Origin of the sequence: Klebsiella sp. Ech2A, from assembly GCF_030078455.1 — a bacterium.
Taxonomy (GTDB): domain Bacteria; phylum Pseudomonadota; class Gammaproteobacteria; order Enterobacterales; family Enterobacteriaceae; genus Klebsiella; species Klebsiella terrigena.
Map to the genome: position 1 here is coordinate 39,445 of NZ_JAQGFU010000017.1, position 14,109 is coordinate 53,553.

Genomic DNA, 14,109 nt, shown 5'->3' on the forward strand with positions numbered 1-14,109 from the left:
CTGGCCCGGATAGGACCTCCAGCGTCGTTATCCGGGGCTCTTGCTAAGAGGCAGGCTTAGTACATCACCTTATGACCATACTGCTCGAGAATGCTTTTTACGCGCTCCATGGTCTCTTTCTTCGGCGGATGCACGCCGTCAAGCTTGTACTCTTCACCCATCGCCACCCATTTATGCTTGCCCAGCTCGTGATACGGCAGCAGCTCGATTTTTTCGACGTTGCCCATATCGCGGGTAAACTCGCCGAGGCGGTGCGCGGAATCATCATCATCTGACCAGCCGGGTACCACCACGTAGCGGATCCAGACGTTAATGTTTTTGTTCGCCAGATAGCGGCAAAACTCCAGCGTGCGGTGGTTAGAGACGCCGACCAGATTTTGGTGGATTTCATCATTCATCTGCTTAAGGTCAAGCATCACCAGATCGGTCACTTCAAGCAGCTCGTCAATCACCGGATCGTAGCGACGAACGAAGCCGTTGGTATCGAGGCAGGTATGGATGCCCTCTTTGCGGCAGGCGCGGAACCAGTCGCGCACGAATTCAGCCTGCAGGATAGCCTCGCCGCCGGACGCGGTCACGCCGCCGCCGGATGCGTTCATAAAGTGACGATAGGTGACAACCTCTTTCATCAGGCTTTCGACGGTGACTTCGGTACCGCCGTGGGTATCCCAGGTATCGCGATTATGGCAGTACAGGCAGCGCATCAGGCAGCCCTGGAAGAAGGTGATGAAGCGGATCCCTGGCCCATCGACGGTGCCACAGGATTCAAAGGAGTGAATGCGACCAATAGTTGACATTGCGGTGGTATCTCCAGATTCGGCCCGTCCGGGACCTGTGATGCACAGCTCAAACCGGCTGTGTTTAAGAGCCAGTCGCATTAGGCTATTTTACTTGCCATTTTGAACCTGGGCAGTGCTCACAATCCTCACGTACTACGTGTACGCTCCGGTTGCTGCGCGCTGTCCGTGTTCAAACTGGCTGCGACAATTACGCCTAATGGGATAGGCTCTAAGTCTGTTTTGGCAGTTATCCATTAAGTATAGATAGCGGACAAAAGAGACTGGGGGCAGGGAGGTATTATTAAAAAGGCCCCACTTGCGTGGAGCCTTTATTGTACGCTTTTTATATCGCGATTTCAGTCAAAACCCGTTACATGGTCTGAGTGAAGGTACGAGTGATAACGTCCTGCTGCTGCTCTTTAGTCAGGGAGTTAAAACGTACTGCATAGCCGGATACGCGGATGGTCAGCTGCGGATATTTTTCCGGGTTTTCCATCGCGTCGAGCAGCATTTCACGGTTCATAACGTTGACGTTCAGGTGCTGACCGCCTTCGATAGACGCTTCGTGGTGGAAGTAACCGTCCATCAGACCGGCCAGGTTAGTTTTACGAACTTCGTCGTCTTTACCCAGAGCGTTAGGAACGATAGAGAAGGTGTAAGAGATACCATCTTTAGCGTACGCAAACGGCAGTTTTGCAACGGAGGTCAGAGAGGCAACGGCACCTTTCTGGTCACGACCGTGCATCGGGTTAGCACCCGGTCCGAACGGAGCGCCAGCGCGACGACCGTCAGGGGTGTTACCGGTTTTCTTACCGTACACAACGTTAGAAGTGATGGTCAGAACGGACTGAGTCGGGATAGCGTTGCGGTAGGTGTGCAGTTTCTGAATTTTCTTCATGAAACGTTCAACCAGATCGACCGCCATGTCATCTACGCGAGAGTCGTTGTTACCAAACTGCGGGTATTCGCCTTCGATTTCGAAGTCGATAGCCAGACCGTCTTCGTCACGAATCGGTTTAACTTTCGCATATTTGATAGCGGACAGGGAGTCAGCGGCAACGGACAGACCGGCGATACCGCATGCCATGGTGCGAACAACGTCACGATCGTGCAGCGCCATCAGAGAAGCTTCGTAGCTGTACTTGTCGTGCATGTAGTGGATGATGTTCAGCGCGGTGACGTACTGTTTAGCCAGCCAGTCCATGAAGTGATCCATGCGATCCATAACTTCATCAAAGTTCAGAACGTCGCCTTTGATCGGTTCAGACTTAGGACCAACCTGCATTTTCAGTTTTTCATCAACGCCGCCGTTGATAGCGTACAGCATGGTTTTCGCGAGGTTAGCGCGAGCGCCGAAGAACTGCATTTGCTTACCAACAACCATCGGGCTTACGCAGCAAGCGATAGCGTAGTCATCGTTGTTGAAGTCAGGACGCATCAGATCGTCGTTCTCATACTGCAGAGAAGAGGTATCGATGGAGACTTTAGCCGCGTATTTTTTGAAGCTCAGCGGCAGTTTTTCAGACCACAGAATAGTGATGTTCGGCTCCGGAGACGGCCCCATGGTGTACAGGGTGTTCAGGAAGCGGAAGCTGTTTTTGGTGACCAGAGTACGGCCATCAACGCCCATACCACCGATTGATTCAGTTGCCCAAATCGGGTCACCGGAGAACAGTTCATCATACTCAGGAGTACGCAGGAAGCGAACCATACGCAGCTTCATGACCAGGTGGTCAATCATTTCCTGCGCGTCCTGCTCGGTGATTTTACCGGCTTTCAGGTCGCGTTCGATGAAGATATCCAGGAAGCTGGAGGTACGGCCGAAGGACATTGCCGCGCCGTTCTGAGACTTAACGGCAGCCAGGTAACCGAAGTAGGTCCACTGGATAGCTTCCTGCGCGGTTTTTGCCGGAGCAGAGATATCGCAGCCGTATTTGGCCGCCATTTCTTTGATCTGGCCCAGCGCACGGTACTGCTCGGAGATCTCTTCGCGCAGACGGATGGTTGCTTCCAGATCTTCGCCGTTTTCCAGTCTTTCTTGCAGAGACAGGAACTGAGCGTATTTGTCTTTCATCAGGAAGTCGATGCCGTACAGCGCAACGCGGCGGTAGTCACCGATGATACGGCCACGGCCGTAGGCATCCGGCAGACCGGTCAGCACGCCGGATTTACGGCAGTTCAGGATGTCTTTGGTGTAAACGTCAAAAACGCCCTGGTTGTGAGTTTTACGGTACTCGGTGAAGATTTTTTTCAGCATCGGGTCCAGCTCGCGATCGTACGCTTTGCAAGAACCTTCAACCATTTTAATGCCGCCGAACGGGATAATCGCACGTTTCAGCGGAGCTTCAGTCTGCAGACCAACGATTTTCTCGAGCGCTTTCTCGATGTAGCCTGCGTCGTGAGAAGTGATGGTGGATGCAAGGGAAGTGTCAAAATCAACAGGCGCGTGAGTGCGGTTTTCCTGTTTAACGCCTTCCATTACGTTGTCCCACAGCTTGGTGGTCGCGTCAGTTGCGCCAGCCAGGAAGGACTCGTCACCTTCGTACGGGGTATAGTTTTTCTGGATAAAGTCACGGACGTTGACTTCGTTCTGCCAGTCACCTTTCGCAAAACCTTCCCAGGCTGTGGCTAACTTTTCATTAAGCTCGGACATGTAACACCTACCTTCTTAAGTGGATTTTTTATTTACTGCCTGAAACAACCCTTAGTGATGGTCGTCGCCACGCAGGTAAATGACCCAGTATGTCAACCCAACCAGCAGACCACCGCCAATAATGTTCCCGATAGTTACCGGAATCAGGTTATCAGTGATGAAGTTCATGACGGTCAGGTGAGAGAAACTTTCCGGAGTTGAACCAACGGCGGTCCAGAATTCCGGGCTTGCAAAGTCGCGGATTACGATACCCATCGGGATCATAAACATGTTAGCGATACTGTGCTCAAAGCCGCTGGCAACGAACATGGCGACGGGCAGAACCATAATCATTGATTTATCCATCAGGCTGCGGCCGGAGTAGCTCATCCACACCGCGAGGCAGACCATCAGGTTCGCCAGGATGCCCAGGGAGACGGCTTCTATAAATGTATGATGCATTTTGTGGTCAGCGGTTTGCAGGACGTTGAGCCCCCAACCGCCGTTAGCGGCCATATATTCACCCGATAGCCACATCAGCAGCACGAACAGCAGCGCGCCTATCAGGTTACCAACATAGACGTTGAGCCAGTTTATTGCCAGTTGACCCCAGGTAATCCTGCCGCTGGCTTTCGCCACAACGATAAGCACGGTGGAGGTAAACAGGTCAGCACCGCAGATGACGCACAGAATCAGGCCGAGTGAAAAGCAGATCCCCCCAATAAGCTTGGCAATACCGAAAGGCATCGCGGCAGTACCGGTCGTCGCGGTGATGTAGAAGACAAAAGCAATGGAGATAAAGACACCAGCGGTAATCGCCAGATAAAAGGTCTTCATCGGGTGCTTTGTCGCTTTATAGACACCCGCTTCTTCGGCGACTTTCGCCATCGCAGCGGGGAGTAATAGATCGAAAGGGTTGTCAGCTTTCACACTAACTCTCTCTTTATATAAGTTGGCGGTGAGATACTAACAAAGCATTATAGAAGGGAAATTGATGTAGATCATATCCTACCGGAACTATAAGCCCGTTTAGCGTATGGTTTTTGCGGCAATTGATTATAACTTCATGTTTATTAAGGAGAAAATAAAGTTTAATATTTACAAATTATGTTGATTTTTTTCATTTTAGGGCACCGATAGCGGTTAATTAAAATGGGGTATTTTTATTAAAATTAACATCTCCAAACTGTTGCGCGATCAATTTTCACCGTAAGTTAACTTCACAACTACAAATTATTGGTCCCGTGAATAAAATATAAAAAAACGGAGCCGTAAACGACTCCGTGACAGGACACTTCAGGCGGCGCTAAAGGCTATTTAGCCCAGTACGCCGCTTTAGCACGCTGCAGCTTCTCGTAGGCTTTCAGTAAGGACTGATGGGCCGGGAAAGCGTGCAGATCGCTATCTACCGCCTGCAGGCCGTAGAACGGCGCTTCACCGCTTAGCGCAGCGCTGGCGGCTTCCACCGCATCTGCGCCGTACATGCGTACAAAGGCGTTCAGGTACTGCAGCGGCTGACGCTCTTCTTCCTGGCTCAGCAGCAGCAGCGTTTGCAGGCAGCGGTAGTAGTTGGCGCGCTCTGCGCTGAAGATTGACGCATTGAACTCGATCGTCCACTCCGTCCAGATCAGCGCCTGCTCCAGATCGCCGCCGGCCAGCGCCAGCATCGCTTTCAGCTCGCCAATACGCAGCGTATACCAGCCGTTGTCTTTGCCCGTTGCCAGGCCCAGCAGTTCGCGAACGCGGGTGAAGTCGTCATTACCTTCATCGTCCAGCTGCTCAATCAGCGCCAGATAGTCCTCTTTCTCCCACTCGCTACCCGGCAGAGAGAGGAGCGTTTCGCGCAGATGGCTGCCCATGCTGTTGTTCGCCAGCCACAGGTCTTCTGCCGGATAGATATCCGACATCCCCGGAACGATAATCCGGCAGGCGTAGACGCTCAGGTGCTCGTAATCGGCGATGTAGACCTCTTTATCTTCTTCCTTAAAGATGGCCATCAGGGTGGCGAACTCTTCTTCCGTGGTACCGGAGAAGCTCCAGTCGACGAACGGATAGTCGGCATCCTGTTTGAACATATCCCAGGAGATCAGGCCGCTGGAGTCGATAAAGTGGGTCTCAAGGTTGGCGTGTTCAGCCACTTCTTCGTCATCGAAGGTTGGCGGCGTGAAGACGTCGAGATCCTTCAGGCTGCGGCCCTGCAGCAGCTCGGTGACGGTGCGCTCCAGCGCGACGCCGAAGTCAGGGTGTGCGCCGAAGGAGGCGAAGCAGGTTCCGTTTTCCGGGTTAAACAGCACCACGCAGATCACCGGATACTTGCCGCCCAGCGAGCCGTCGTAAGCAAAAATCGGGAAACCTTCCGCTTCCAGCTTATTAATCGACTCCACCACGCCCGGATAGCGGGCCATCACTTCGGCAGGGATTTCCGGCAGGCTGATGCTTTCAGCAATGATGCGGTTCTTGATATGGCGCTCAAAGACTTCCGACAGGGCCTGAACGCGCGCTTCGTTCGCGGTGTTCCCCGCGGACATCCCGTTAGAAACGTACAGGTTGCCAACGATATTCATCGGAATATAAACGGTTTCGCCGTCGGACTGGCGGGTGAACGGCAGGCCGCAAACGCCGCGATCGTCATTACCCGACTGCAGGTCAACCAGCATGCCGGCGGTCAGCTGATCGTCAGGATCGTAAAAGGCGCGCAGGCGAGGATCGAGCAGCCCCTGCGGAACTTCGTCATCTTCGGTCAGCGGGAACCATTTTTCGTTTGGATAGTGAACAAACGGCCCGTTAGCGATGGTTTCGCCTAACCAGAAGTCGGCGAAGAAATAGTTGGTCGACAGACGTTCGAAGTACTCGCCCAGCGCGGAGGCCAGCGCCGCTTTTTTGGTCGCGCCTTTGCCGTTGGTGAAGCACAGCGAGCAGGCTTTATCGCGGATATGAACTGACCACACGTGCGGTACCGGATTCAGCCACGAGGCCTCTTCAATATCAAATCCGAGGTCGAGCAATTTCTGCTGGAAGCGAGCGATGGAATCTTCCAGGGCGGCGTCTTTGCCGGGGATAAACGTTTGAGTCATAGCGGTCACTTTTTTCGTACGTAAAGCGCGCAATGATACGGGGTTTGTGTGTCAGGCGCTATCTTCGTGAAGGTCCCGGCGAAAATAAAAGCCTGGGCTATGCTTACAGGCAGTAACCTACTGTTAAGGCATTAAAAAATGAAAGCGTTCGATCTTCATCGCATGGCGTTTGATAAAGTGCCGCCGGAGTTTTTAGGGGAGGTCGCGCTGCGCAGCCTCTATACCTTCCTGCTGGTTTTCCTGTTCCTTAAAATTACCGGACGGCGCGGCGTCCGCCAGATGTCGCTCTTTGAAGTGCTGATCATTTTGACGCTAGGCTCGGCGGCCGGGGACGTCGCCTTTTATGACGACGTGCCGCTGATCCCGGTATTCGTCGTGTTTGTCACCCTGGCGCTGCTCTACCGCCTGGTCATGTGGCTGATGTCAAAAAGCGAGAAGCTGGAAAACCTGCTGGAAGGGAAGCCGGTGATCATCGTCGAAGAAGGGGAGCTGGCGTGGGAGAAAGTCAACAGCGCCAACATGACCGAGTTCGAGTTTTTTATGGAGCTTCGCCTCTACAGCGTGGAGCAGCTCGGCCAGGTTCGGCTGGCGATAATGGAAACTAACGGCCAAATCAGTATGTACTATTACGCTGATGAAGAGGTTAAGCCGGGGCTATGTATTCTGCCGGAGGGCTGCTATGAACGTTTTGTGACCATTCCTGAGACCGGCGAATACGCCTGCGTGCGCTGTAGCCAGGTGATCGTCATTCAGGCCGGTAAAAAGCAATTATGCCGGCGCTGTCAAAATCCAGAATGGGCGAGGGTTAGCCGAGCGAAACGCATCACCTGACAGCCTTTTTGTCGGTTTTGTTACGGAGGGCTAGTGAATTGTTTTGTGTGAAGCCGATCATATTTTTCCGCTCATAAGTTTTAGGCATTGCGATGCGTGTCGCTGAATGATAAAACCGATGTACCCGTCATACTTCAGGCTGCATGTGCGCTGGCCGCACTCGTGCAAGCCGGCCGCTGACTTCAGCAGGCGCCAGCGGAAGAATCCACTGGTCGCCCGTCCGCAGCTCGAATTATCATGGTCAGATACCGGAATAACTTATGCACGCGACGGTTCGCGGGCAAATAACATAGCAACGTGGTGAGGGGAAATGGCTCAGGTCTATAACTTTAGTTCGGGCCCGGCAATGCTGCCGGCGGAAGTTCTCAAACTGGCTCAGCAGGAGCTTTGCGACTGGCAGGGTCTGGGAACGTCGGTAATGGAGATCAGTCACCGTGGTAAAGAGTTTATCCAGGTGGCCGAGGCGGCAGAGCAGGATTTTCGCGATCTGCTCAACATCCCCTCCAACTACAAAGTTTTATTCTGCCATGGCGGCGGTCGCGGCCAGTTCGCCGGCGTCCCGCTGAACCTGCTCGGCGATAAAACCACCGCTGACTACGTTGACGCTGGCTACTGGGCAGCAAGCGCCATCAAAGAAGCGAAAAAATACTGTTCGCCAAATACCATTGATGCCAAAGTCACCGTTGATGGCCTGCGGGCCGTCCGGCCGATGAGCGAATGGCAGCTGACGCCGGGCGCGGCGTACCTGCACTACTGCCCGAATGAAACCATCGACGGCATCGCCATTGACGAAACGCCGAACTTCGGTGATGACGTCGTTGTTGCCGCCGATTTCTCTTCGACTATTTTGTCTGCGCCGATCGACGTCAGCCGCTTTGGCGTTATCTACGCCGGCGCGCAGAAAAACATTGGCCCGGCAGGGCTGACGCTGGTGATCGTTCGCGAAGACCTGCTGGGCAAAGCGAACGTCGCCTGTCCGTCAATACTCGATTACTCCGTGCTTGATGCTAATGATTCCATGTTCAACACGCCGCCGACCTTTGCCTGGTACCTCTCTGGCCTGGTATTCAAATGGCTGAAAGAGCACGGCGGCGTGGCGGCAATGGATAAAATCAACCAGCAAAAAGCCGATCTGCTCTACGGTACGATCGACGGCAGCAGCTTCTATCGTAACGACGTGGCGGCGGCCAACCGCTCGCGCATGAACGTTCCGTTCCAGCTGGCCGACAGCGCGCTGGACAAGCTGTTCCTCGAAGAGTCCTTCGCCGCTGGCCTGCATTCACTGAAAGGGCACCGCGTCGTGGGCGGCATGCGCGCATCTATCTATAACGCAATGCCGCTGGCGGGCGTGCAGGCGCTGACCGACTTTATGCAGGACTTTGAACGTCGTCACGGCTAATCATTGTTGTGCTTTTCATCCCCGCGGCCGGTCTGCGGGGTTTTTATTCCGTTTTTTGAGAGTTGAGTTTGATGGAATCCCTGACGTTACAACCCATCGCGCGCGTGGATGGCACCGTGAACCTGCCTGGGTCTAAAAGTGTCTCTAACCGCGCTTTGCTGCTGGCGGCATTAGCCCGTGGCACCACGGTGCTGACCAACCTGCTGGACAGCGACGATGTTCGCCACATGCTGAATGCCCTGAGCGCCCTGGGAGTTCATTACACCCTGTCCTCCGATCGTACCCGCTGCGAAGTGACCGGCAACGGTGGTCCGCTGCGGGCGAATAGCGCGCTGGAGCTGTTCCTCGGCAACGCCGGGACCGCCATGCGTCCGCTGGCGGCAGCCCTGTGCCTGGGCAGCAACGATATCGTGCTGACCGGTGAACCGCGGATGAAAGAGCGTCCGATTGGTCATCTGGTTGATGCGTTACGTCAGGGTGGCGCCCAAATTGAGTATCTGGAGCAGGAAAACTATCCGCCTCTGCGCCTGCGCGGCGGCTTTGCCGGCGGCAGCGTTGAGGTTGACGGCAGCGTTTCCAGCCAGTTCCTTACCGCTCTGCTGATGGCCGCGCCGCTGGCGCCGCAGGACACCGTTATCACCATTAAAGGCGATCTGGTTTCCAAACCGTATATTGATATTACGCTGCACCTGATGAAGACCTTCGGCGTGGACGTTGAAAACCAGTCCTATCAGCGTTTTGTCGTTCGCGGCAACCAGCATTATCTCTCCCCGGGCGACTACCTGGTTGAGGGCGACGCCTCTTCGGCATCCTACTTCCTCGCGGCGGGCGCCATTAAGGGCGGTACGGTGAAAGTCACCGGCATCGGCCGTAACAGCGTGCAGGGCGATATCCGCTTTGCCGACGTGCTGGAAAAAATGGGCGCTATCGTCAGCTGGGGCGATGACTATATTGCCTGTACCCGCGGCGAGCTGAACGCCATCGATATGGATATGAACCATATTCCGGATGCGGCAATGACTATCGCCACCGCGGCGCTGTTTGCCAAAGGCACCACCACGCTGCGTAATATTTATAACTGGCGGGTAAAAGAGACCGATCGTCTGTTCGCGATGGCCACCGAGCTGCGCAAAGTCGGCGCGGAAGTAGAAGAGGGCGAGGATTACATCCGCATTACGCCTCCGCTTGAGCTGCAGTTCGCTGAGATTGGCACCTATAACGATCACCGCATGGCGATGTGCTTCTCGCTGGTGGCGCTTTCCGACACGCCGGTGACGATCCTCGATCCGAAGTGTACGGCAAAAACCTTCCCTGACTACTTCGAGCAGCTGGCGCGAATTAGCACCCTGGCGTAAGCGCCTGCGGTTGCGCCAACGTAAAGCTTTGTCATCTGCGGGCTGATATGCCGTCAGCCCGCTATAATTGCGCAATTATTCTGCATTTCATTTCCGGTCGTCCGTATTTTGCATCCAATGCTCACTTTCCGTCGTATAGATGCGTATAATGCGCGGCGTTTATATTCTATGCGCCTTGCTGAAGGAGAAAAAGATGACGGCAGCTATTCCGGTAATCACCATTGATGGGCCTGGCGGTGCGGGTAAGGGAACGTTGTGCAAGGCGATGGCGGAAGCGTTAGGCTGGCATTTGCTCGATTCCGGCGCTATCTATCGCGTTCTGGCGCTGGCCGCGCTGCATCATCACGTGGACGTCGAGTCTGAAGAAGCCCTGGTGCCGCTGGCCGCGCACCTGGACGTGCGCTTTATTTCCACCGATGGCAGCCTCGAAGTTATCCTTGAAGGTGAGGACGTTAGCGCAGCAATTCGCACGCAGGAAGTGGCGAATACCGCTTCGAAAGCCGCGGCTTTTCCCCGGGTGCGTGAAGCTCTGCTGCGCCGTCAGCGCGCGTTTCGCGAACTGCCGGGCCTGATTGCCGACGGACGAGATATGGGCACCGTGGTGTTCCCCGATGCGCCGGTGAAAATTTTCCTTGATGCGTCCGCGAAAGAACGTGCGCATCGGCGCATGCTGCAGTTGCAGGAAAAGGGCTTTAGTGTTAACTTTGACCGCCTTTTATCCGAGATAAAAGAGCGTGACGACCGCGATCGCAATCGCAGCGTGGCGCCGCTTGTCCCGGCTGCCGATGCTTTAGTTCTCGATTCTACTGAACTAAACATTGAGCAAGTAATTGAAAAAGCGCTACAATATGCGCGCGAGAAATTGGCAGCCGCTTAGCCGTTACCGGCAAAGCGCAGCGGCCTCCGAATTATAGCAGTACCCCCGCAGCAACGGAGTGTTAGCGGGTATGTTAAACAACCCCATCCGGCACGGAGCCAGGTGGACGTTAAATATGAAACCTGAAGATTAAACATGACTGAATCTTTTGCTCAACTATTTGAAGAATCCTTAAAAACAATCGAAACCCGTCCGGGTTCCATCGTTCGTGGTGTTGTTGTTGCTATCGACAAAGATATCGTACTGGTTGACGCCGGTCTGAAATCTGAGTCCGCCATTCCGGCAGAGCAGTTCAAAAACGCCCAGGGCGAGCTGGAAATCCAGGTCGGTGACGAAGTTGACGTTGCTCTGGATGCAGTAGAAGACGGCTTCGGTGAAACCCTGCTGTCCCGTGAAAAAGCTAAACGTCACGAAGCTTGGATCACGCTGGAAAAAGCTTACGAAGAAGCTGAAACTGTAGTCGGTGTTATCAACGGCAAAGTTAAAGGTGGCTTCACTGTTGAGCTGAATGGTATTCGCGCGTTCCTGCCGGGTTCCCTGGTTGACGTTCGTCCGGTTCGCGACACGCTGCACCTCGAAGGCAAAGAGCTTGAGTTCAAAGTAATCAAGCTGGACCAGAAGCGTAACAACGTTGTTGTTTCCCGTCGTGCCGTTATCGAATCCGAGAACAGCGCAGAACGCGATCAGCTGCTGGAAAACCTGCAGGAAGGCATGGAAGTCAAAGGTATCGTTAAGAACCTCACTGACTACGGCGCATTCGTTGATCTGGGCGGCGTCGATGGCCTGCTGCACATCACCGACATGGCGTGGAAACGCGTTAAGCACCCGAGCGAAATCGTAAACGTTGGCGACGAAATCACTGTTAAAGTGCTGAAGTTCGACCGCGAGCGTACCCGTGTATCTCTGGGCCTGAAACAGCTGGGCGAAGATCCGTGGGTAGCTATCGCTAAGCGTTATCCGGAAGGTACCAAACTGACCGGTCGCGTGACCAACCTGACCGACTACGGCTGCTTCGTTGAAATCGAAGAAGGCGTTGAAGGCCTGGTTCACGTTTCCGAAATGGATTGGACCAACAAAAACATCCACCCGTCCAAAGTTGTTAACGTTGGCGACGTAGTGGAAGTTATGGTTCTGGATATCGACGAAGAACGTCGTCGTATCTCCCTGGGCCTGAAGCAGTGCAAAAACAACCCATGGCAGCAGTTCGCGGAAACCCACAACAAGGGCGACCGTGTTGAAGGTAAAATCAAGTCTATCACTGACTTCGGTATCTTCATCGGCCTGGACGGCGGCATCGATGGCCTGGTTCACCTGTCTGACATCTCCTGGAACGTTGCAGGCGAAGAAGCAGTACGTGAATACAAAAAAGGCGACGAAATCGCAGCAGTTGTTCTGCAGGTTGACGCAGAACGTGAGCGTATCTCTCTGGGCGTTAAGCAGCTCGCAGAAGATCCGTTCAACAACTGGGTTGCACTGAACAAGAAAGGCGCAATCGTAAACGGTAAAGTCACTGCAGTTGACGCTAAAGGCGCAACCGTAGAACTGGCTGACGGCGTTGAAGGTTACCTGCGTGCTTCTGAAGCATCCCGTGACCGCGTTGAAGATGCGACTCTGGTTCTGAGCGTTGGCGATGACGTTGAAGCTAAATTCACCGGCGTTGATCGTAAAAACCGCGCAATCAGCCTGTCCGTTCGTGCGAAAGACGAAGCTGATGAGAAAGATGCAATCGCAACTGTTAACAAACAGGAAGATGCAAACTTCTCTAACAACGCAATGGCTGAAGCTTTCAAAGCAGCTAAAGGCGAGTAATCTTAGTCTTTCGGGTTACAACAACCTGAATTACGACGAGTTTACTTGACAGATTGCAGGATTCGTCCTGTAATCAAGCACAAAGGGCGGCTACGGCCGCCCTTGTTTAAAGCTGTTAGCTAATCTGGCCCTGAAGGAAACCGGAGGAAAAATGACCAAGTCAGAATTGATAGAAAGACTTGCCAGCCAGCAATCCCACATTCCTGCGAAAGCGGTTGAAGATGCTGTTAAAGAAATGCTGGAACATATGGCCTCAACGCTTGCTCAAGGTGAGCGCATTGAAATCCGCGGTTTCGGCAGCTTCTCTTTGCATTACCGAGCACCTCGCACCGGGCGTAACCCGAAAACTGGCGATAAAGTCGAGCTGGAAGGCAAGTACGTTCCGCACTTTAAGCCTGGGAAAGAATTACGCGACCGCGCCAATATTTACGAAGAGTAAGTTTCGCTGAACGGCGTTAACGTACTCCGAAGATAAAAAAAGCACCTGAGGGTGCTTTTTTTATGCCCGCAATCCGACCTTCCTCGCAAACCTCTGTCTGCTTTAGCGCAACGCGCCGATATTCCCGGAAGCCGGCACCCGCGCCGCGACGCTGCTGGATGACTATCGACTAGCCTGACGCGATACTTCCCTTAAACAGGGAGGTTGGCATGCGTTTACCCCAGCTTGCGGGTTGTGCGATCGTCGGAATCTTGCCGCTGCTGCTGCTCGCGCGGCTGCCCGAGCTGGCTACCCTGTGGTGGCTGGCGGGCCCGGCGTTTGCTGCGTCGCTGTTCCGCTGGCGGCCCTTGCGCTTCGCGGCGCTGACGCTGCTTTTTTTCCTCTGGGGCGTGCTGAGCGCTCACCAGGTCATCTGGCCGACGCACGCCTTACCCGGTAGTCCGCGGCGAGTAGAGGTTGAGCTGACGGCGCCGGACGAGGGGACCCGCCATCAGGCAAATATCATCCGGGTGGAGGGGCGGCGGCTGTTCCCGGCGCCGGGGATCGCGCTCTACGGCCAGACGTTTCCCGAACCGCCGTGCGCGGGACAGCGCTGGATGATGACGGTTCATATTCGCCCGGTGCACGGCCAGCTTAACGACGGCGGTTTTGACAGCCAGCGCTATGCCCTGGCGCAGTCTCGCCCCGTGACCGGACGCTTCACGTCCGCAGAGGCTCTCGACCTGCGCTGCAGCCGACGCGCGGCCTATCTGCGCTCGTTGACCCGCAGCCTCGATGCGCTGCCGTGGCGGTCGGTGATATTAGGATTAGGGATGGGGGAGCGGCTGGTTGTACCGAAGGAGATCAAGCTCCTGATGCAGCAAACGGGGACCTCCCATCTGATGGCCATCTCCGGTTTACATATTGCGTTGGGT

The 14,109-nt window shown here is 54.5% G+C and carries 11 protein-coding genes; 7 read left to right on the forward strand and 4 right to left on the reverse strand.

Annotation, left to right across the window (positions count from 1 at the left end; translation table 11 throughout):
* Positions 1-56: 56 nt before the first annotated feature.
* The 4 genes from pflA to ycaO all read right to left on the reverse strand — a co-directional run bounded on the left by pflA (position 57) and on the right by ycaO (position 6,485).
* Positions 57-797 carry a pyruvate formate lyase 1-activating protein gene (gene pflA / locus PFH44_RS06340; RefSeq protein ID WP_283824592.1) on the reverse strand — a complete coding sequence of 247 codons (741 nt, stop codon included), beginning with the start codon at positions 795-797 and terminating at the stop codon, positions 57-59.
* Between the two features lie 352 nt (positions 798-1,149).
* Positions 1,150-3,432 (reverse strand): formate C-acetyltransferase, encoded by a 2,283-nt coding sequence (gene pflB / locus PFH44_RS06345; RefSeq protein ID WP_045854649.1) that lies wholly within the window; start codon positions 3,430-3,432, stop codon positions 1,150-1,152.
* Positions 3,433-3,483: 51 nt separating this feature from the next.
* A complete protein-coding gene (gene focA / locus PFH44_RS06350) occupies positions 3,484-4,341 on the reverse strand; it encodes a formate transporter FocA (RefSeq protein ID WP_283824593.1) in 858 nt (285 codons plus the stop codon).
* Between the two features lie 383 nt (positions 4,342-4,724).
* Complete coding sequence (ycaO, locus tag PFH44_RS06355) at positions 4,725-6,485, reverse strand: 30S ribosomal protein S12 methylthiotransferase accessory factor YcaO (protein ID WP_133597072.1); 1,761 nt, start codon at positions 6,483-6,485, stop codon at positions 4,725-4,727.
* Positions 6,486-6,623: 138 nt separating this feature from the next.
* Here ycaO and PFH44_RS06360 point away from each other — a divergent pair, with 138 nt between their 5' ends.
* From PFH44_RS06360 to PFH44_RS06390, 7 genes are all read left to right on the forward strand, one after another.
* Positions 6,624-7,316, forward strand: a complete 693-nt coding sequence (locus PFH44_RS06360; RefSeq protein WP_045854651.1) for a DUF421 domain-containing protein — start codon at positions 6,624-6,626, stop codon at positions 7,314-7,316.
* A gap of 310 nt (positions 7,317-7,626) precedes the next feature.
* A complete protein-coding gene (gene serC / locus PFH44_RS06365; RefSeq protein WP_041144793.1) occupies positions 7,627-8,715 on the forward strand; it encodes a 3-phosphoserine/phosphohydroxythreonine transaminase in 1,089 nt (362 codons plus the stop codon).
* 71 nt (positions 8,716-8,786) lie between these two features.
* Positions 8,787-10,070, forward strand: a complete 1,284-nt coding sequence (gene aroA / locus PFH44_RS06370; protein WP_283824594.1) for a 3-phosphoshikimate 1-carboxyvinyltransferase — start codon at positions 8,787-8,789, stop codon at positions 10,068-10,070.
* Between the two features lie 193 nt (positions 10,071-10,263).
* The gene (cmk, locus tag PFH44_RS06375) at positions 10,264-10,947 is read left to right on the forward strand and encodes a (d)CMP kinase (protein WP_283824597.1); all 684 of its coding nucleotides are present in this window, start codon (positions 10,264-10,266) and stop codon (positions 10,945-10,947) included.
* A gap of 135 nt (positions 10,948-11,082) precedes the next feature.
* Positions 11,083-12,756, forward strand: coding sequence for a 30S ribosomal protein S1 (rpsA, locus tag PFH44_RS06380; protein WP_004860074.1), 1,674 nt, complete (start codon positions 11,083-11,085; stop codon positions 12,754-12,756).
* 151 nt (positions 12,757-12,907) lie between these two features.
* A complete protein-coding gene (gene ihfB, locus PFH44_RS06385) occupies positions 12,908-13,195 on the forward strand; it encodes an integration host factor subunit beta (RefSeq protein WP_004100704.1) in 288 nt (95 codons plus the stop codon).
* A gap of 209 nt (positions 13,196-13,404) precedes the next feature.
* Positions 13,405-14,109: ComEC/Rec2 family competence protein (locus tag PFH44_RS06390; protein WP_283824595.1), on the forward strand; the 705-nt coding region annotated here is incomplete at its 3' end.